Annotated in this window: 18 protein-coding genes; 15 read left to right on the top strand and 3 right to left on the bottom strand. The window is 51.9% G+C overall.

What is annotated here, in order from left to right; all coding sequences use genetic code 11:
• Positions 1 to 79 precede the first annotated feature (79 nt).
• A complete protein-coding gene (locus CSQ88_RS14885; RefSeq protein ID WP_099398876.1) occupies positions 80 to 1,198 on the bottom strand; it encodes a cytochrome P450 in 1,119 nt (372 codons plus the stop codon).
• A gap of 218 nt (positions 1,199 to 1,416) precedes the next feature.
• On the opposite strand from CSQ88_RS14885, the gene CSQ88_RS14880 reads away from it, so the two are divergent.
• The 12 genes from CSQ88_RS14880 to lnt all read left to right on the top strand — a co-directional run bounded on the left by CSQ88_RS14880 (position 1,417) and on the right by lnt (position 14,673).
• The gene (locus tag CSQ88_RS14880) at positions 1,417 to 2,103 is read left to right on the top strand and encodes a helix-turn-helix transcriptional regulator (RefSeq protein WP_099398875.1); all 687 of its coding nucleotides are present in this window, start codon (positions 1,417 to 1,419) and stop codon (positions 2,101 to 2,103) included.
• Positions 2,104 to 2,125: 22 nt separating this feature from the next.
• A complete protein-coding gene (locus tag CSQ88_RS14875) occupies positions 2,126 to 3,271 on the top strand; it encodes a sugar diacid recognition domain-containing protein (RefSeq protein ID WP_099398874.1) in 1,146 nt (381 codons plus the stop codon).
• A gap of 157 nt (positions 3,272 to 3,428) precedes the next feature.
• A complete protein-coding gene (locus CSQ88_RS14870; protein WP_099398873.1) occupies positions 3,429 to 4,685 on the top strand; it encodes a GntP family permease in 1,257 nt (418 codons plus the stop codon).
• Between the two features lie 15 nt (positions 4,686 to 4,700).
• Positions 4,701 to 5,849 (top strand): glycerate kinase, encoded by a 1,149-nt coding sequence (locus CSQ88_RS14865; protein ID WP_099398872.1) that lies wholly within the window; start codon positions 4,701 to 4,703, stop codon positions 5,847 to 5,849.
• 229 nt (positions 5,850 to 6,078) lie between these two features.
• Complete coding sequence (locus CSQ88_RS14860) at positions 6,079 to 6,405, top strand: hypothetical protein (protein WP_099398871.1); 327 nt, start codon at positions 6,079 to 6,081, stop codon at positions 6,403 to 6,405.
• Positions 6,406 to 6,515: 110 nt separating this feature from the next.
• Entirely contained in the window at positions 6,516 to 7,859 is a 1,344-nt protein-coding gene (gene miaB, locus CSQ88_RS14855; RefSeq protein ID WP_099398870.1) for a tRNA (N6-isopentenyl adenosine(37)-C2)-methylthiotransferase MiaB, read from the top strand.
• 223 nt (positions 7,860 to 8,082) lie between these two features.
• Positions 8,083 to 8,700, top strand: coding sequence for a UPF0149 family protein (locus CSQ88_RS14850; protein ID WP_099398869.1), 618 nt, complete (start codon positions 8,083 to 8,085; stop codon positions 8,698 to 8,700).
• Between the two features lie 177 nt (positions 8,701 to 8,877).
• Positions 8,878 to 9,849: a PhoH family protein gene (locus tag CSQ88_RS14845; protein WP_099398868.1), complete on the top strand. Its 972-nt coding sequence runs from the start codon at positions 8,878 to 8,880 to the stop codon at positions 9,847 to 9,849.
• A gap of 551 nt (positions 9,850 to 10,400) precedes the next feature.
• Positions 10,401 to 11,201 carry a hypothetical protein gene (locus CSQ88_RS14840; protein WP_099398867.1) on the top strand — a complete coding sequence of 267 codons (801 nt, stop codon included), beginning with the start codon at positions 10,401 to 10,403 and terminating at the stop codon, positions 11,199 to 11,201.
• 122 nt (positions 11,202 to 11,323) lie between these two features.
• Entirely contained in the window at positions 11,324 to 11,794 is a 471-nt protein-coding gene (gene ybeY / locus CSQ88_RS14835; RefSeq protein WP_099398866.1) for an rRNA maturation RNase YbeY, read from the top strand.
• 178 nt (positions 11,795 to 11,972) lie between these two features.
• Entirely contained in the window at positions 11,973 to 12,839 is an 867-nt protein-coding gene (locus CSQ88_RS14830; RefSeq protein WP_099398865.1) for an HlyC/CorC family transporter, read from the top strand.
• 331 nt (positions 12,840 to 13,170) lie between these two features.
• Positions 13,171 to 14,673 carry an apolipoprotein N-acyltransferase gene (gene lnt, locus CSQ88_RS14825; protein WP_180273670.1) on the top strand — a complete coding sequence of 501 codons (1,503 nt, stop codon included), beginning with the start codon at positions 13,171 to 13,173 and terminating at the stop codon, positions 14,671 to 14,673.
• A gap of 16 nt (positions 14,674 to 14,689) precedes the next feature.
• On the opposite strand, the gene CSQ88_RS14820 is transcribed toward lnt, so the two are convergent.
• Entirely contained in the window at positions 14,690 to 15,214 is a 525-nt protein-coding gene (locus CSQ88_RS14820) for an RDD family protein (RefSeq protein WP_099398863.1), read from the bottom strand.
• A 565-nt stretch (positions 15,215 to 15,779) separates the two neighbouring features.
• Between CSQ88_RS14820 and ilvB the strand changes: the two genes are divergently transcribed.
• The 3 genes from ilvB to ilvC are packed head-to-tail and all read left to right on the top strand — an operon-like array spanning position 15,780 to position 19,120.
• Positions 15,780 to 17,546, top strand: a complete 1,767-nt coding sequence (gene ilvB / locus CSQ88_RS14815; RefSeq protein WP_099398862.1) for a biosynthetic-type acetolactate synthase large subunit — start codon at positions 15,780 to 15,782, stop codon at positions 17,544 to 17,546.
• A gap of 12 nt (positions 17,547 to 17,558) precedes the next feature.
• Entirely contained in the window at positions 17,559 to 18,050 is a 492-nt protein-coding gene (ilvN, locus tag CSQ88_RS14810) for an acetolactate synthase small subunit (protein WP_046351917.1), read from the top strand.
• Positions 18,051 to 18,103: 53 nt separating this feature from the next.
• On the top strand, positions 18,104 to 19,120 hold the full coding sequence (ilvC, locus tag CSQ88_RS14805) for a ketol-acid reductoisomerase (RefSeq protein ID WP_099398861.1): 1,017 nt from the start codon (positions 18,104 to 18,106) through the stop codon (positions 19,118 to 19,120).
• 68 nt (positions 19,121 to 19,188) lie between these two features.
• Here the strand turns inward: ilvC and CSQ88_RS14800 are convergent.
• Positions 19,189 to 19,279, bottom strand: a 91-nt coding sequence (locus tag CSQ88_RS14800; RefSeq protein WP_143449393.1) for an IS3 family transposase, incomplete at its 5' end; no start/stop codon positions are given.

Below are 19,279 nucleotides of genomic sequence, written 5' to 3'. Positions count from 1 at the left end.
TTTTCTCCGTGAAACTCTGTGTTCTCTGTGTTCTCTGTGCCCTCCGTGGTTCAAGGTTTAGGTTTTCGCTAGCTATCCATTAATGAGGACTAATAAACCTTGGAATTCGCCCATTGACTGAGTCTTGATATACCCATTGCAAGGGCCCTGCCTTACCCCCTTGCGCCAGGTAGTCGCTCAAAATAGCCGTGGTTATTTTGATTGCCAGTGTCTGCCCGGGGCAGCAGTGCCTGCCATGGCCGAAACTTAGGCTGCGACGATCTGCGCGGCCTTGTACAAAATCGTCGCCATTTTTATTAAAGACAGCATCTCGATTGCCTGCTGCCAAGAGCAGCAAGATAGCGTCGCCTTTTCGCAGCAGCTGGCCGTGGATTTCAAAGTCTTGCACCACAAAACGCCTTGTGTTTTGCACGGGCGAATCGTAACGAGCGACTTCCTCGACAAAAGCCGTTAGCGATAAAATATCTACAGCTCCATGCTGCTGTAGCGCAATCAGGCAATTGCCAAGCAGGCCCGCCGTCGCTTCATAACTTTGCGAAAGCAAGCCAATTAAATTGGCCAGTAAAGCGTGGCGATCGATGCCTTCTGAATCTTGCAGAAGATTAGCCAGCAGGCTGCCCTGCGGCCGCTCACCCTCACATAGCAGGGTGAAATGCGCCAATAAACACTGTGCAGCCACACTTGCCCTGGCCAGATCGGTATCGCGGCTTAAAGGGGAAAGACAAACCACAAAATCGGCAATCCAGCCCATTACTTCGGGGCGAGTATCGGGCGAAAAACCCAGTAAATCGGCCAATACCGCCACCGGCACAAAATGGCAAAGCGCGTGCAAATCGCACTCCGGTGCATACCATTTTCTAACGAGCGACGGCAAGCATGCCGTATCGAGCAAGGCTAAATTGCGCTGGATAGCCTGCTTTAAAGGCAGATGCCCCTGCCCCTCATTCATCCGAATCAGCCGGGCAAATACTTCAGCAGCTGGCGTTCCAACAATGGCAGCAGGGACCGGCTCGTTTGGCGGGCGCACAACGCAATGCGGGCTTTGCATCAGCGCCAAAATCAAATCTGCCCTGCTCACCACCCATATTTTGTGCTCGGCATCAAAGAAAACAGGTGCTTCATTTCGCAGTGCCGCGTAATAGGCATAAGGGTGAGCATGGGCCGCCGCAGCGAGCGGGTGAATCCTGGTAGTAGGCATTGCATTCCATCCAAGCTTGTTCAATCAAAGCAATATTGTGTAGATTGCAGCCATGCCTTACTTCGCTCCGGAGCGAAATATGAAATACACCCCACTATTTAACACACCTTGGAGCTGACCATGGAAGACACCCGCCTGGCCAGCGTTGCCTCAGCCATTGCCAAACCAGCTCGCGCCAAGACTGTTCAGCCCAGCCTAACCGCGCCCTGGAGCTAATCATGGAAGACTCTCGACTTGCCAGCGTTGCCGCAGCCATTGCCGAACCAGCCCGAGCCAGAATGCTTTGCAGCCTGCTCGATGGCAAAGCCCGTACCGCAACCGAGCTGGCCATCGTTGGGGAAGTGAGCGCATCCACCGCCAGTGCCCATTTAGCGCGATTGAAAACCGAGCAACTTGTTAGCATGCTGACCCAGGGCAGGCATCGCTACTACCGTCTGCATAATCACGATGTGGCATCGGCGCTCGAAGCGCTGCTGCTGATTTCAAACACGCCCAAAGCGCCATTTAACCCCAACACACCCCATTATTTGCAAGCAGCGCGCACCTGCTACGACCATATGGCGGGGTCTGTGGCAGTGCAATTACACGACCGCCTATTTGCCATGGGCTGGCTGCAGGCAGACGCTGGTGACGCATCCCAATATGTTTTAAGCGAGCAAGGCCAACAGGCACTCAGTAAACTTGGCATGGATTTGCCTGAGCTGGCAAAGAAACGCCGCCGCTTTGCCTGCGCCTGCCTCGATTGGAGCGAGCGCAGCCCCCATCTGGGTGGTGCACTCGGCGCGGCCCTGCTGATCCTTGCCAAAAAACGCGGCTGGGCAGAACAGGATTTAGACAGCCGCCGCCTGCAAATCAGCCGTGCAGGCCAAAATGCGATGAAAGATATTTTTGGCATCACGATATAAACCCCTTACCTCTAGGCCCGCTATGTCTCTGCTCAATGCCGCTCTTGCACAAGAAATCGTTAATCGCACCATGGCGATTATTGGCAGCAATGTGAATGTGATCGATGCCTCGGGCACGGTGATCGGCAGTGGCGATGTAGGGCGGCTGGGCAAGCAGCATGAAGGCGCTTTGCTGGTGTTATCTCAGCAGCGCACGGTAGAAATTGACGACGCCATGGCGCAGCAGTTGCACGGCGTGCGCCCCGGTGTGAATTTACCCCTGCGCCTTGCCGGGCAAATTGTGGGCGTGGTCGGGATCACTGGCCAGCCCGATGCGGTGCGCCACTATGGCGAGCTGGTACGGATGACGGCTGAAATGAGCTTAGAGCAAGCAAGGCTGATTCAGGCACTGGGGCGTGACACCCGCTACCGCGAAGAGCTGGTTTTGCAACTCATTAAGGGCGAAGCCGCGCCGCATTCAGACCTGGAAGCCTGGGCGCAAAAGCTGGGCGTCGATATCCAGCGCCCGCGCGTGGTGGCGGTAATTGAAGTAGACAGCGGCACGCTGGGCATTGATGCGGCATTGGCCGAGTTACAAGAGCTGCAAACCCTGCTGAGCACGCCTGAGCGCGACAATCTGGTTGCCACTGTTTCTTTAACCGAATTAGTGGTACTCAAACCAGCACTGGATCATCAGGGCCGCTGGAATCCGGAAGAGCACCGGCTGCGGGTACACGATTTACTCACGCGGGTCGCCAGCAAAAGCAGGCTGGGAGTACGCATCGCGCTGGGGCAATATTTTAGCGCCGCAAATGCCGTGGCGCTGTCTTATCAAAGCGCCATCACCACCCTAAAAATCGGCAAAACACGCAAACCGGAGCAGGCCTGCTTTTTTTATCAGGATTTAAGCTTGCCGGTGCTGCTGGCCGGATTAAATTCAGGCTGGCAAGCCGCACAACTGCGTATTCCGCTTAAAAACCTTGAACGCCAGGATAGCAATGGCCAGCTGCGTAAAACGCTGGCAGCATGGTTTGCCTGCGATACCCGCCCCATAGAAACAGCGCAGTTTTTGCATATTCACCGCAACACTCTGGATTACCGCCTCAGCCGGATTGAGGCCATTACCGGCCTTACCCTCAGCAAAACAGACGAGCGTTTTTTGCTCTACGCTGCTTTGCAAATCGCATAGATAATAAACCCATCTGTAATAAGTAATAAAGTCCCAAAATAACCGTAATCACCTTCGTTATTTCTATGCATCCGCATGAAGATATCCCCTCACAGGGCGTTTATCCTGTTCAACATCCACTATCTGCAATACCCAGCCTGAACAGGAGTTTCAAGCGATGGAAGTCAGCACTTTAGGCGCGCTCAGTGCGCTCGTTGTTGCCATTTTTCTGATTTTACGAAAAGTACCCCCTGCCTACGGCATGATCGTCGGCGCTTTGGTGGGCGGGATTGTGGGTGGCGTGGATTTATCCAGCACCGTTAATTTAATGATGGGCGGCGCAAAAGGGATTATCCCTGCCGTGATGCGGATTCTGGCGGCCGGGGTATTGGCGGGGGTGTTGATCGAATCAGGCGCGGCAGCCAGTATTGCCGATACCATCGTCAAAAAAGTGGGCGAAACACGCGCGCTCCTAGCCTTAGCGATCGCCACCATGATTTTAACCGCCGTTGGCGTATTTATTGATGTGGCGGTAATTACCGTCGCCCCGATTGCCCTCGCTATTGCGCGCCAAGCCGACCTATCCAAAATGGCGATTCTGCTGGCCATGATAGGTGGCGGTAAGGCGGGCAATGTGATGTCGCCAAACCCGAATGCCATTGCAGCGGCCGATGCTTTTCATGTGCCGCTTACCTCGGTGATGGCGGCGGGGATAGTGCCAGGCTTGGTTGGCTTAGTGGTCGCCTATTTCATTGCTAAAAAGCTGGTTAATAAAGGCAGCAAGGTAGAAGCCAGCGAAGTGGTCGCGTTTGACCGCAAAGCCCTGCCTTCGTTTTCTACCGCCATTGTTGCCCCGCTGGTGGCGATTATCCTGCTGTCGCTTCGGCCCGTATTTGGCATTGTGATCGACCCGCTGCTCGCCCTGCCCCTTGGCGGTTTACTCGGCGCGCTGGCGATGGGCCGCTTTAAAGACAGCAATCAATTTGCCGTGGCGGGCTTAGGCCGCATGGCTCCGGTGGCGATTATGCTGCTGGGCACGGGTACGTTGGCCGGGATTATCGGCGCGTCCAGCCTTAAAACGGTGCTGATCGAAGCGCTGCAAAGCTCAGGCCTGCCCGCCTATATGCTGGCCCCGATATCCGGCGCGCTGATGTCGCTGGCTACCGCCTCCACCACGGCGGGCACCGTGGTTGCATCGCAAGTATTTAGCAGCACCCTGCTTGAGCTTGCCGTCCCTGCCCTGGCAGGAGCCGCCATGATTCACGCGGGCTCTACCGTGTTTGATCATATGCCGCACGGTAGTTTCTTCCACGCCACAGGCGGTGCAGTGAATATGAGCATCACCGAGCGGCTGAAAGTCATTCCTTACGAAACAGCGGTCGGTTTGTCGATTACGATTGTCTCTACGCTGATTTTTGGTGTGTTCAAATTTTAAGTATTGGAGTTGATGATGAAAATTGTAATAGCCCCCGACTCCTACAAAGAAAGCCTCTCCGCCCTTGAAGTGGCCACGCAGATTGAAGCGGGTTTCAAAGAAGTACTGCCCGATGCGCAATATATAAAAGTGCCGGTAGCCGATGGTGGCGAAGGCACGGTGGAAGCCATGGTTGCCGCAACGGGCGGGCGGATTATTCTGCAAACCGTTACCGGGCCTCTCGGTGAATGCGTACCGGCATTCTTTGGCCTGTCTGGCGATGGCCATACCGCGATCATCGAAATGGCAGCGGCCAGCGGCCTAAGCCTCGTGCCGCCTGCATTACGCAACCCCATGCTCACCACCAGCTACGGCACAGGCGAGCTGATTCTGGCCGCACTGAATCACGGCGCAAGGCATATTATTCTGGGCATAGGCGGCAGCGCGACGGTGGATGGCGGCACAGGCATGGTGCAGGCTTTAGGCGGGCAGTTTTTAAATGCAGCAGGCAAGCCGCTGGCTTTTGGGGGCGCTGATTTATCCCAACTCGCAAGAATCGACCTCAGCAGCATTGATAAGCGGGTTCAGGATTGCAAATTTGAAGTGGCTTGCGATGTAGACAACCCGCTTATTGGCGAACAAGGCGCTGCCGCCATCTTTGGCCCGCAAAAAGGCGCAACACCTGAAATGGTCGCCCTGCTCGACGCAGGCCTTGCCCATTACGCCAAACAAATCAATCAGGACTTAGGCGTTGAAGTGGCTCATGCCAAAGGCTCTGGTGCTGCAGGTGGGATGGGTGCAGCGGCCCTGGCATTTTTAAATGCCAGCCTGCGCCCCGGCGTAGAAATCGTGCTGGAATCGGTTCAATTTGCCGCTCTGTTGCAAGGCGCAGATTTAGTCATCACCGGCGAGGGCCGCATGGACAGCCAGACCATACACAGCAAAACACCGATGGGCGTGGCACAAATGGCCAAGGTATTTGATATTCCCGTCATCGGCATCGCAGGCTGCCTCAGCCCTGATGTAGGCGTGGTGCACCAGCATGGCATTGAGGCCGTATTCAGCGTGCTTAACCGCGCCGTATCGATTGAAGAAGCGCTCGCTCATGCAGCAGAAAATGTAAGGCTCTGCGCTAGGAACATCGCAGCCACCATTAAGCTGGCGCAAAGATTGCCTAAGTTATAACAGTCAGCGTGCTGGCCCGCCCCCAACCGGGCCAGCCCGCTGAAGCACCATGTCCTTCGTGAATCCAGACATTCCCGCCATGGTTTTGCTGCAGAAAGCCTCTTATTTACCAGCAAAAAACCCCTGATCCGCGCAATAAATCCAGTTTTCACACTCACGTAAATCAGTCTAAGCTTTCAATACGCCCGCTAGCTTGTTAGCATTGCGGGTTTTACCAGCGGGAATCCCCATGCCTAAGTTCTTGTTTTGGCTAGCGCTTGCCATCAGCAGCCAAAGTTACGCCGCTCGCATTCTGCCCAATCAAGGCCAGTTAGGGGACTTGCAAGCTGCAGCGCTGCCCGAAGTTAAAATTGATGGCAAGCTTTACCGCACCGCTCCCGGGCTCAGAATCTACGGCACCAATAATGCCCTGATCATGCAGAATCAAACCCCGCAACAAGCCCCGGTCTGGTATCAGTTTGAAGCAACTTCCGGCAATATCTGGCGAATCTGGCTGCTTACCAATGATGAAGTCGCCACCATAAAAGCCCGCCCGAAAACGACCATCTCAGAATAATGAATCTCAGGTACCCGCCACAGGGCGATTCGTACCTTTGAACAGTCCGATAAGCAAATGCAATTCAAAGAATGAATTTGAAGTAAAACTAACAATCAGAGCATGTATCAATGAGCAAGAAAGTATTTATTAAGACCTTCGGTTGCCAGATGAACGAATACGATTCGGACAAAATGGCCGACGTATTGCACGCGTCCGAAGGCTTAACGCAGACCGACAATGTAGAAGAAGCCGATGTGATTTTGTTTAACACCTGCAGCGTGCGCGAAAAAGCGCAGGAAAAAGTGTTCTCAGATCTGGGCCGCGTAAGAGAGCTCAAGCTTAAAAATCCAAATCTGCTGATTGGTGTAGGCGGCTGTGTGGCCTCGCAGGAAGGCGCGGCGATTGTGAAGCGTGCGCCCTATGTGGACATGGTGTTTGGCCCGCAAACCCTGCACCGCCTGCCGGATTTGATTGCAGAACGCCGCAGCAGCGGCATTTCTCAGGTGGATATTTCTTTCCCTGAGATTGAGAAATTCGACAATATGCCGCCAGCGCGCGTTGAAGGCGCAACAGCCTTTGTGTCGATCATGGAAGGTTGCAGCAAGTATTGCTCGTTCTGCGTGGTGCCTTACACCCGCGGCACCGAATTCAGCCGCCCGTTTGAAGAAGTGTTGGCCGAAGTGGCTGGCCTTGCCGCGCAAGGCGTTAAAGAAATCACCCTGCTGGGGCAAAACGTTAACGCCTATCGCGGGGTTGTTGAAGAAGGGGAAGACGGCGAAGTGGCCGACTTTGCCACCCTGCTTGAATACGTGCACGAAATTCCTGGCATCGAGCGCATGCGCTATACCACCAGCCATCCGCGTGAAATGACGCAGCGGATTGTGGATTGCTACCGCACCCTGCCTAAGCTCGTTTCGCATCTGCATTTACCGGTGCAGGCGGGATCGGATCGCGTGCTGGTGAATATGAAGCGCGGCTACACCACGCTGGAATTCAAGTCTCTGGTACGTAAGCTTAAAGAAGCCCGCCCGGATATTTGCCTCAGCTCTGACTTTATTGTGGGCTTTCCAGGTGAAACCGAAGACGATTTTGAACGCACCATGAAGCTGATTAACGATGTGGGCTTTGATGCCTCATTTAGCTTTGTTTACAGCCGCCGCCCCGGCACGCCTGCCGCCGATTTACCGGACGATGTGCCTGAAGAGCTGAAACTCACCCGCCTCAGACGCCTGCAAACACGCATCGACGAGCTGGCGCTGGACGTGAACAAAAACATGATCGGCACGGTGCAACGGGTGCTGGTAGAAGGCATGGCGCGTAAAAACCCTGAGCTGCAAGAGCTGGCAGGCCGCACAGATAACAACCGTATTGTTAACTTTGCCGGCAACCCACGCCTGATCAATCAGTTTGTAGAAGTACTGATTACCGAAACCTTCCCGCACAGCCTGAAAGGCGAAATTGTGGTGAAGTAATCAGGCCATAAGCAGCAAAGCCACAGGAAGAAACCAGCGTTTCTTCCTACCCTTCGCTTGTTTATTTTTGCTTAATCACTATGATTGGGCTGAATAAGCTTGTCAGCCCATCTAAGCCTTATAAGATATTAATTACTGCGACGATTGTCATCAACGCGCCCGCCAAAAGTATTAGGATATAGGCCTTGCCTTACCCTGATACGCATTACCCAAGGAAAACACCATGCTATCGCCAAAAGATGCTGAACTTTTTGCCGTACTAAGCGACGACGACCTCGACCTATTGGCCGATTTTTTAGAATCTGATGCCGCCCCGGAGCAAGCAATGGATTTATCCATGCTGCATGGCTTTTTAACCGCGCAACTGATTGGCCCGGAAGAGATCCCTGCAGATGAGTGGTTTGCTCAGGTTTGGGGTGAAAATGGCGAGCGCCCGAAATTTGCATCAAACGAAGAGAAAGAGCGAATCGAAGGCCTGATTCTGCGCCTCTATAACCAGCTGATGGACGAGCTGGCCGATGCTGAAAACGCCTTCAGCCCGATTGTGTATGTGGACGAAGAAAGCGGTCAGGATATCTCGCAGCAATGGTGCTACGGCTTTACGCTGGGTACATCGATGAACCCGGATGCCTGGCAGGAAATGATGGACGACGAAGAATACGCCCAGCTTGTCTATCCGATTCTGGTTTGCGCCGACGATGAAGGTCGCGCCAATCTGGAAAGCGATGGGCAAGATATGGCCGAATTCGAACACGAAGTGGCCGCATCTCTCGTCGATATTATTCCAGAAATCCGCGACTTCTGGATCGATCGCCGTGGTGTGCCAAACCTCAAGCATTAAATAGCAACAAACCCAAATCTTAAAACACGGAGGAAAGGAGAACACGGAGTAGCACAGAGGCAAAACCATAATAATTCATTTTGCTTTGGTCTTTCTCCGTGTAACTCTGTGTTCTCTGTGCCCTCCGTGGTTCAAGGTTTGGGTTTTACTTCTCGATTATTTGAAAAGAGCTCGCTTTTGAATAGCCAAATCATCCATTTCACGCCTGTTGATAACCGTCGCCTTGCCAATCTGTGTGGCGCTCTTGACGAAAATCTGAAACAAATCGAAACCGCGCTCGATATCACGATCGTCAGGCGCAATGAGCAGTTTCGTGTCAGCGGCAGCGCCAAAAACTTGCAGCAAGGGATTACGCTGCTGGAGCATTTTTACGCCATGGCTGAAGAGCCGCTGGAGCGGGATGATTTACAGCTCTCTATTATCGAGCACACACAAAGTACGGCACCGGCCTATATCGAAGAAAACACCACGCCGCTGCGCACCAAACGCCATGATTTACGCGGCCGAACACCCCGCCAAACGATCTATATCAAAGCCATTCAGGATCACGATATTACTTTTGGCATTGGCCCCGCCGGCACAGGGAAAACCTATCTGGCTGTCGCTTGCGCTGTTGATGCACTGGAGCGGGATCTGGTTAAACGCCTGGTGCTGGTTCGCCCGGCCGTAGAAGCAGGTGAAAAGCTCGGTTTTTTACCCGGCGATTTAGTACAGAAAATCGACCCATACCTGCGCCCGCTTTACGATGCACTCTATGATTTAATGGGCTTTGATAAAGTCACCAAGCTGTTTGAAAAAGGCATTATCGAAATCGCCCCGCTGGCTTTTATGCGCGGCAGAACGCTTAACAACAGCTTTATTATTCTGGATGAAGCTCAAAACAGCTCTCCCGAACAAATGATGATGTTTCTGACCCGTATTGGCTTTGGCTCAAAAGCGGTGATCACGGGTGACCCGACGCAAATCGACCTGCCCAAGCACCAGAAATCCGGCCTGATTGATGCACAGGATGTACTCGCCGATATCAAGGGCATCGCCCTGCACCATTTCACCAGTGAAGACGTGGTTCGCCATCCCTTAGTGCAAAAAATCGTCAACGCCTATGCAAAGAAAACGCAGGAACGTGAAGTGGCAAGGCGTAAAGAATAGCACCTGGCTTTTCCCGAAACCTAAGGCCTGCAGACAAACCAGGAGAAAAGCGGAGGAATGAATGCGCAGGATACTTCATTTCATTCCCTGACTCTCGCAGGCCCCAAGCATCTGTAACCTGGGGCCGCTTTTATCGCCACGCTGCACATCAAGCCCGTGCCCTGCACTTTATCTCAGGGCAAAAATCATCCGTACTGGGATGCTGCAATGCTTACAAACGAGTGGAAATCATCAACCGTAGCCCTCCCCAATAGCACCTTATGTGTGAAAAATAGTGCAAATTAAGCAGAAATTACAACAACTTGCCCAATACATGCATCACAAAGCAATACAACGGGATAATTTGCTGTTAAATACATAAGTCTGAAATAGCTTGTCAGCTTGCGGCCTGCAGACAATCTGATCAATGCAACACACAAATCAAGGCCCCTCCTGGCCATGCAAGCTTTGATCCGTACCGAAACACCGTTTTCCCGGAATCTGCTTGAGTTAAGAATAATTGCGCGCTCAAGAATATTTAAACAAAAGCCTGACTTTGGAGAATATTTCTAATGCAAACGCCTCACAAACACCACAACCTCCGCCTGTTATCTCTCAGCCTTTTTGCCAGCCTAGCACTGAGTTTGCCTGCATGGGCCAACAACCAGTCACTGCCCAAAGCAGGGCAATACAATGCCAATAACAAACTGTTTGAGCGCACCCTGGTGATTACAGAAAATGGCCAGTTTTCATTGGAAGTTTCTGGTAAGTCAGCCGGAACCAGTAACCGTTCGGGCTCAGGCGAAGGCAAACTCAAAGCAGTGGGTGAAGGCTGGCTATTCAATGAAGGCAACTGTCAGATGCTCCTGACCCCCGCCAAAGATGGCTTATTGATGCAGGTTGATGGTTGTTCTGGCAATTGGGGCGATGTGATGTTCAATGGCCTCTACCAGTATGGCGGCGCCAGCGCTGCATCAAAGCCTGCGGCCAGCAACAAACCTGCCGTGAATCCCAAACTGGCAAAAACGTTCAATTGCCAAAATCTGGAATTTAACAATGCCGGGATTCCCGTCTGGCTGGCGCAAATGGCCAATGTGCCGCTGAATCAGGTTTTTGGCACCGAGCTCAAAGTAACGCCGGGCTACACCTTCCAGGGCTTGCCGGTACAATCCGCTATATTATTTGAAAGTGAAATTCCTTTTCTGGCCATACTGGTAGACGCAGACAAGGCAGCATTAACAGCCGGGGTTAAGAAATCCAAACAACAGAAAAACGCCGGCGTGGCACGCTTACGCAAAAATGGCGAATTATCGACTGAAGGTTTTGCAGGCAAGGGGCCAGAAGCGTTGTACATCAGTTGTGCCGAGCGTTAATTCACACAGGCTGATCTGAAGTCATAAGCACCAGGATCAGCCAATTTACATATTTTGTACCGCAATCTGCACCAGACCAGCATCGCCAAATTTTTAAGCAACAACATTTACAAAGATCACTTATGAAGCAACGTTTAGACATCTGCCACCAGGTAGAAAGCACCGCCACCGGGCTGCCAGACACGGCACAGTTTCAGGCATGGGCAGAAGCCGCACTGCTGCCGGATGTGGCCTCTGCAGAAATTACCTTCAGAATTGTCGACACAGAAGAAGGCCAGCAGCTGAACCGCGATTACCGCGGCAAAGATTACGCCACCAATGTGCTGACTTTTACTTTTGATGAAGATATGCCCGATATACCTGGCCTGCCGCTGCTGGGCGATATTGTGTTCTGTGCGCAGGTAGTAGAGAAAGAAGCACAAGAGCAAAATATCAGCCTGCTTGACCACTACGCCCATCTCACCATCCATGGCGTACTGCACTTGCAAGGCTATGATCATCTTGAAGAAGATGAAGCGCTTGAAATGGAAGCACTCGAAACTAGGCTGCTGGCAGGCTTAGGCATCAGCGATCCCTATTCGGAAGAAAAGTAAGCTTACAAGGAAGGTGGCTTACCCGGTAAGCACCTTGCCCTGCTGCATGGCCGCCTGAAACAGAGCAATTCAGGAGCCTCACTACAACAATCCCACTATAACCAACACGGCTGTAACCCAAAAAGCACGATCTTCCGGTATCATTCGGGCATCTTTATCATTGGATCTTTACGCCATAATGGATGATTACCCCTCGGGATCACCGAAATTGAATGCCCCCAAGTCATCATGGCTTGAACGCTTGACCCACTTTTTATTACGAGAGCCTGAAGACCGGGGCCAGCTCGTAGAAATTCTCCACTCCGCTTTTGAGCGCCAGCTGCTTGATGCCGATGCATTGGGCATGATTGAGGGCGTGCTGAACGTCGGCGATATGCAGGTGCGCGATGTAATGGTGCCGCGCAGCCAGATGGACATCATCGATATCAATGATGCGCCCGCCAAATTTATCCCCTATGTCATCGAAACCGCCCACTCACGCTTTCCTGTTGTGGATGGCAGCAAAGACAAAGTGCTTGGCATTTTGCTGGCCAAAGACCTGCTGCGCTATTACGCCAGCGATGAGGAATTTGACGTACGCGATATGCTGCGCCCCGCGGTGTATATCCCCGAAGCCAAACGACTGAATGTGCTGCTCAAAGATTTCCGCAATAATCGCAACCATATGGCGATTGTGGTCGATGAATACGGCGGCGTGGCGGGCTTAGTCACGATTGAAGACGTGATGGAGCAAATTGTTGGCGATATCGAAGACGAATTCGATTACGACGAAGCCGAAGACAATATCATCCCGGACAGGCGCGGTAACTGGCGTGTTAAAGGCCTCACCGAAATCAGCGATCTGAACGAAGAAATTGGCTCTGAGTTCTCTGATCAGGAATTTGATACGGTAGCAGGCTTAATCACCCAGCACTTTGGCCACCTGCCCAAACGCGGCGAAATTGTAGCTTTCGACGGCTACCGCTTCCAGATCCTGAGAGCAGACAGCCGCCGGATTTATTCGGTGCTGATAGAAAAATTAGCAGATACGCCTGCTGAAGAATAAAACGTAGAACGGGTGAAACCCGCGAGCCATGCTGAAAAATACGCGGCTTGCACCCGCCCTACGGCTCTATGCTTTACTCCTTGAAACCATAAATAACTACACAGGTCTTTGTACTTGTTTCCCCCTTTGAAAAAGGGGGGCTAGGGGGGATTTAGAATTTGCATATTTTGATCGAAAGGCACCAAACAAAGCTACACCAAAGCAAATCCCCCTCGGGCCCCCTCAGCCCCCTTTGATAAAGGGGGAAGCTATAGCACTGAAATGCCACCTAATGTGTGTAGATACTGATGCCTTGAAGCCCCCCATCCCAAACAGTCACAGGCCGTGTTGCATGATTTCAAAATTTAAGCCCCTCCTGCCCCACCTCCTTCTGGCCCTGTTTGGCGCAATCAGCGTTTTTTCTTTTGCCCCGCTGTATTTATTCCCCCTCATGTGGCTGTCTTTAGCCGCGCTGACTTTTGCCATACAAAAATCCCCTTCCCCTAAAGCCGCTGCATGGCGTGGTTTTAGTTTTGGGCTGGGATTTTTCCTCGCCAATATCCACTGGATTTTCATCAGCCTGAATACCTTTGGCGGCATGCCTGCGCCCATGGCTGCAGGGGGAATTCTGGTACTGGCCGCCTATATGGCGCTGTTTCCGGCATTAGCTGGCTGGCTGACACTAAAGCTACCCTGCCCTGAAAGGCTGCGTGTGCTGCTGCTGCCCACCGTATTTATCCTAACTGAATGGCTGCGCGGCTGGCTGTTTACAGGCTTCCCATGGGCCAGCGTCGGCTATTCGCAAAGCCCGATGACGCCACTTGCTGCCTACGCGCCAATCGGCGGCGTATATCTGATCGGCTGGCTGCTGTGCCTGAGTATTGCGCTGATTGTCAGCAAACCTAAGTGGCTGAAGGGCTGGGGCATTGTGGCCAGCATCTGGATTGCAGGCTGGGGATTGAATCAGCTGGAATGGACAAGAAAAGTCGGTGCGCCGGTGAGGGTAAGCCTGGTACAAGGCAATATTTCGCAAGATATCAAATGGGATAATGCTTTTTATTTGGATAGCCTGAAAAGCTATCTGGAGCTGACCCAGAAAGCCCGTGGCCAGCTGGTGGTCTTGCCCGAAACGGCCATTCCTTCATTTATCAGCGATGTGCCGGATTGGTATCCGCAATTACTGCGCGATGCCGTAGCACCACGCAAAGCGGATTTAATTCTGGGCATTCCGATTTTAGGCAAGCATGAGGCGGAGTATTACAACGCCGTCACGGTGATGTCGGACCCGGCATTACCGCTGTATAAAAAGCAGCATCTGGTGCCTTTTGGCGAGTTTATTCCGCTGCCTTGGTTATTCAACTGGATCTATCAGTTTATGGATATGCCACTCTCGGGCTTTAGCCGTGGTGCAGTAAAGCAAGCTCCGTTCTCGCTGGCATCCGGCCAGATTGCTGCAAATATCTGCTACGAAGACGTGTTTGGGCGGGAAATTATCAACGCACTGCCCGAAGCCACCATGCTGGTTAATCTATCCAACCTTGCATGGTTTGATGGCTCCTGGGCAGCTGCTCAGCACGCACAAATGAGCCAGACCCGCGCCTTAGAAACCGGCCGTTATATGCTGCGGGCAACCAATACGGGGGTGACAGCGATTATCGACGAGAAGGGTCGGTTTAAAGGCGTATTGCCAGAAAAAACAGCCGGCATTCTGGAAGGCACTGCGCAAAACCGCAGCGGTATGCCTCCCTATGCCTGGGGCGGCGATTACCCGCTGCTGATTGCTTTGGGTGCATTATTGCTGGGATTGGGCTTACTCAGGCGGCGAGAGGCACAAGCCTGCTTTGCGCAGGCATGATTACGCAATCCTTGGCTTACACCCTGGGCGGTGCGATCAACAGCTGAGTTCCCGCCAGCCTGTCATGCAAAAAGCGGCGTTCTTTATCCAGCAGAGCCCATAAATAAGGCAGAAAGAACAAAGCCGTTAACAGCCAGGCCACAATGCGTAAATCCGCATGATGGCGTGCAAAAATCCAGAATGGTGCGCAAGGCAGAGTACAAATCACCACCACAGCAAAACGGATGCCCACCTCACGCCAGCCAAGCGGGCTGCCATCGCTCTTTACAAGGCAGATTCTCCATGTGCGCATCGCTAAAGTCTGCCCGCCGCGCCAGCACCACGCGCAATAAGCAAAAGCCACCGACATCACCCAAGTAAAATGCAGTGCACTTGCCAAAAGATGCTCAGGCAGAGCCGTCACAGGCAAGCCCGTCAATAGTTGAAACACCCCCTGAGATATTCCTCCTGCCAGCAAAACCACCGCAATAAGCAGCAAAAGCTCGTATAAAAAGGCAAACATACGCCGCCACCAGCCTGCCGGCCCCGTTGTAATCTTCACAAATCATCCTTTTACTGCATCATTTTTATTAGGCGCATCGTTTTTTTACTGCCGATGCACCAGGCACTTTATTGAAACCAGGCAAACGATCATCAAATGTGCAAAATATTTAGCTTACATGAAACGTTTAGCTCGCTTTTCATACTATAAATAAACTAAACAAACCCGTTTACAGCACTTAAGCAGCCCGCTCGCAATCTTATCAAGAAACGCGAAGTACCTTTACCCCAAAAAAGGGCAAGCAAAGCAATCGTGTTGTAACTTTCTTTTCAGACAGAAGAGAAAATCAAGGCTGAGATACTAACAAAGTCAATATGCAAATCACTAGAAGAACTTGCCATTTATACCGCAGTGCGGTAACTTTCTAGTGCAATATCCAGCCAATAATGCAGGCGGCACTCTACATAGTCAGCCTGCGCCGAAAGATCACCGCCAGCGGACACACACTGGTCGTCAAATACAGGTCACAAACCTGTTTAATGCGGCGGAAGACCCGGTAAATCATTTGCAAACGGGTGGCCTGTGGCCCATCCGTTTATCTATCGTTCTGACCTAGGGAATACCCATGGAAATTTCGGGCGCAGAGATCATCACGCGCTGCTTGCAGGAAGAAGGAGTTGAATTTATTTTCGGCTACCCTGGCGGCGCAGTTCTATCTATTTACGATGCAATCTTTAAACAAGATTATTTTAAGCATGTGCTGGTTCGCCATGAACAAGCTGCCGTGCATGCTGCCGATGCTTACTCCCGCTCCAGCAAAAAAGTGGGCGTAGCACTTGTAACATCCGGCCCTGGCGCCACCAATGCCATTACCGGCATTGCCACTGCCTATATGGATTCGATTCCTATGGTGGTGTTCTCAGGCCAGGTTGCTACTGATGCGATTGGTTTGGATGCCTTCCAGGAAGTCGACATGGTGGGCTGTTCGCGCCCTATCGTGAAACACAACTTCTTGGTGAAAGATATTCGTGAACTTGCTCCGACCATCAAAAAAGCGTTTCACCTTGCCACCACGGGCAGACCAGGCCCGGTGGTGATCGATGTTCCTAAAGATATTGCGGCTAACAAAACCGAGTTTGTATACCCGGCATCGGTGTCGATCCGCAGCTATACCCCGCCAACTAAAGGCCATCCCGGGCAAATAAAGAAGGCAGCTCAGCTATTAAGCGAAGCTAAGCGCCCATTTATTTATGTGGGCGGCGGCGCAATTTTAAGTAATGCCAGCGCAGAAGTAACCGAGCTGGTGAAGATGCTCAACCTACCTTGCACCAATACCCTGATGGGCCTTGGCGCGCTGGACGGCACCGATCCTCACTTCCTTGGCATGCTGGGCATGCACGGCACTTACGAAGCCAATATGGCGATGCAGTATAGTGACGTGATTATTGCGATTGGCGCACGCTTTGACGACCGTGTTATTTCATCGCCAGAGCATTTCCTGTCACAAGCTAAAAAAATTGTACATATCGACATCGATCCATCGTCCATCGCTAAACGCGTACGGGTAGATGTACCGATTGTGGGTGATGTAAAACATGTCCTGATCGATCTGATTGCCATCCTGAAAGAAACCGGCATTAAGCCACAGGCCGAAGCTTTGGCAGACTGGTGGAAGCAGATCGAAGAGTGGCGCAAACCGCAAAGCCTGTGGTACGAACCATCTGATCTAGTGATCAAGCCGCAATTTGTAGTGCAAAAGCTGTGGGAAGTCACCGGTGGCGACGCCATCATTACTTCCGATGTTGGCCAGCACCAGATGTTTGCCGCACAATACTATCCGTTTAAACGTCCGCGTCAGTGGATTAACTCGGGTGGTCTTGGCACAATGGGCTTTGGTCTGCCTGCAGCTATGGGTGCTCAGCTGGCAAACCCGGATGCGATCGTCGCTTGTATTACCGGCGAAGGCTCGATCCAGATGAATATCCAGGAGCTTTCGACCTGCAAGCAATACCATATTCCAACCAAGATTATTAATCTGAACAACCGCTATCTGGGCATGGTTCGTCAGTGGCAACAGTTCTTTTACGGCAACCGTTATTCCGAGTCCTATATGGATGCGCTGCCTGATTTTGTAAAACTGGCCGAAGCCTATGGCCACGTTGGTATGAAAATCGAAACCCCTGCGGATGTAGAGCCAGCACTGCGCGAAGCCTTCAGCGATAAGCTGAAAGACCGCCTCGTATTTATGGACTTTATTACCGACAGAGAAGTAAACGTCTTCCCGATGATTCAAAACGGGAAAGGCCTGAGCCAGATGGATTTACCACCACATATGCGTGACATGCAATTGGTGCCATTTGAAAATAACCGTGATTACGGCAATCTGTGCTGAGAGGAGATAAAAATGCGACATATTCTTTCAGTACTGATCGAAAACGAAGCAGGTGCACTATCCCGTGTAACCGGTTTGTTTTCAGCGCGTGGCTACAACATCGACTCGTTAACAGTGCAAACCACTGAAGACACCACGATGAGCCGGATGACCATCGTCACCCATGGCTCTGAAGACGTCATCGAGCAAATCACCAAACAGCTAAACAAGCTGGTAGAAGTGGTGAAAGTAATCGACCTGAACGAGGCCGATCACATCGAGCGTGAACTGATGTTGATTAAAGTACGGGCAACCGGCAAGGAAAGAGACGAGATGAAGCGGATGGCGGATATTTTCCGTGGCCGCATTATCGACGTCACAGAAAAAGCCTATACCGTAGAGCTGACCGGAACAGGCGAAAAGCTGGATGCCTTTATCAAGGCACTTGATCCGGCCGCCATTCTGGAAACCGTACGCACCGGCGCCTCTGGCATCGGCCGTGGCGAGCGTATTTTAAAAGTTTAATTGAGAGTGGCCGTAGCCTTCTCATATCAAAATCAAACAACAGGAATTCAGCCATGAAAGTTTCTTACGATAAAGACTGTGATCTTTCCATCATCAAATCCAAAAAAGTAGCCATCATCGGTTACGGCTCGCAAGGCCATGCCCACGCTTGCAACTTGAAAGACTCCGGCGTAGATGTTGTTGTTGGCCTGCGTAAAGGCTCGGCAACCGTTGCTAAAGCTGAAGCACACGGCTTAAAAGTGACTGACGTAGCATCTGCTGTTGCTTCAGCCGATGTAGTGATGATTCTGACGCCGGATGAATTCCAGTCAAAACTCTACAAAGACGAAATCGAGCCAAACATCAAGCAAGGCGCAACACTGGCTTTTGCTCACGGCTTTGCAATTCATTACAACCAGGTTGTGCCACGCAAAGACCTCGACGTGATCATGATCGCGCCAAAAGCACCTGGCCACACTGTACGTTCCGAATTCGTTCGTGGTGGCGGTGTGCCTGATTTGGTGGCTATTTACCAAGATGCATCGGGCAAAGCCCGCGACATCGCCATGTCTTACGCTTCCGGCGTGGGTGGCGGCCGCACTGGTATTATCGAAACCACATTTAAAGACGAAACCGAAACCGATTTATTCGGTGAGCAAGCCGTATTATGTGGCGGCGCGGTTGAGCTGGTTAAAATGGGTTTTGAAACGCTGGTTGAAGCCGGCTACGAGCCAGAAATGGCTTACTTCGAGTGCCTGCACGAGCTGAAACTGATCGTTGATCTGATGTTCGAAGGCGGTATCGCCAATATGAACTACTCGATCTCGAACAACGCAGAATACGGCGAATACGTGACTGGCCCTAAGGTCATCAACGAAGAATCCCGCAAAGCCATGCGTCAGGCGCTGAAAGACATCCAAAACGGCGAATACGCGAAGAAATTCATCGTTGAAGGCGCAACTAACTACCCATCCATGACCGCATACCGCCGCAACAACGCGGCACACGGCATTGAAGTAGTCGGTAACAAACTGCGCGCCATGATGCCTTGGATTCAAGCGAATAAAATCGTAGATCAAACTAAGAACTAATTGGCCTTGATTTGAAATGCAAAAAGCCAGCTTTTGAACTGACCCCAATTAGTTGGACAGTATAAAAGCTAGGCGCTCAAGGGCTGGGTTCTGTATTGCACAGGACTCAGCCCTTTTAACTTCAGTTTGATTCGGTCGTGGTTATAGTAATGGATGTAA

The organism is Iodobacter sp. BJB302 (genome assembly GCF_002735645.1).
Lineage (GTDB): Bacteria > Pseudomonadota > Gammaproteobacteria > Burkholderiales > Chitinibacteraceae > Iodobacter.
Note: the sequence above shows the minus strand (reverse complement) of the source record. Positions and strands in the feature narration are given on the sequence as shown.

Excerpts from the sequence above, each read along its gene's own strand:
- CSQ88_RS14885 (WP_099398876.1), bottom strand. The coding sequence starts at position 1,198 with ATGCCTACTACCAGGATTCACCCGCTCGCTGCGGCGGCCCATGCTCAC.
- CSQ88_RS14880 (WP_099398875.1), top strand. The coding sequence starts at position 1,417 with ATGGAAGACTCTCGACTTGCCAGCGTTGCCGCAGCCATTGCCGAACCA.
- CSQ88_RS14875 (WP_099398874.1), top strand. The coding sequence starts at position 2,126 with ATGTCTCTGCTCAATGCCGCTCTTGCACAAGAAATCGTTAATCGCACC.
- CSQ88_RS14870 (WP_099398873.1), top strand. The coding sequence starts at position 3,429 with ATGGAAGTCAGCACTTTAGGCGCGCTCAGTGCGCTCGTTGTTGCCATT.
- CSQ88_RS14865 (WP_099398872.1), top strand. The coding sequence starts at position 4,701 with ATGAAAATTGTAATAGCCCCCGACTCCTACAAAGAAAGCCTCTCCGCC.
- CSQ88_RS14860 (WP_099398871.1), top strand. The coding sequence starts at position 6,079 with ATGCCTAAGTTCTTGTTTTGGCTAGCGCTTGCCATCAGCAGCCAAAGT.
- miaB (WP_099398870.1), top strand. The coding sequence starts at position 6,516 with ATGAGCAAGAAAGTATTTATTAAGACCTTCGGTTGCCAGATGAACGAA.
- CSQ88_RS14850 (WP_099398869.1), top strand. The coding sequence starts at position 8,083 with ATGCTATCGCCAAAAGATGCTGAACTTTTTGCCGTACTAAGCGACGAC.
- CSQ88_RS14840 (WP_099398867.1), top strand. The coding sequence starts at position 10,401 with ATGCAAACGCCTCACAAACACCACAACCTCCGCCTGTTATCTCTCAGC.
- ybeY (WP_099398866.1), top strand. The coding sequence starts at position 11,324 with ATGAAGCAACGTTTAGACATCTGCCACCAGGTAGAAAGCACCGCCACC.
- CSQ88_RS14830 (WP_099398865.1), top strand. The coding sequence starts at position 11,973 with ATGGATGATTACCCCTCGGGATCACCGAAATTGAATGCCCCCAAGTCA.
- lnt (WP_180273670.1), top strand. The coding sequence starts at position 13,171 with ATGATTTCAAAATTTAAGCCCCTCCTGCCCCACCTCCTTCTGGCCCTG.
- ilvB (WP_099398862.1), top strand. The coding sequence starts at position 15,780 with ATGGAAATTTCGGGCGCAGAGATCATCACGCGCTGCTTGCAGGAAGAA.
- ilvN (WP_046351917.1), top strand. The coding sequence starts at position 17,559 with ATGCGACATATTCTTTCAGTACTGATCGAAAACGAAGCAGGTGCACTA.
- ilvC (WP_099398861.1), top strand. The coding sequence starts at position 18,104 with ATGAAAGTTTCTTACGATAAAGACTGTGATCTTTCCATCATCAAATCC.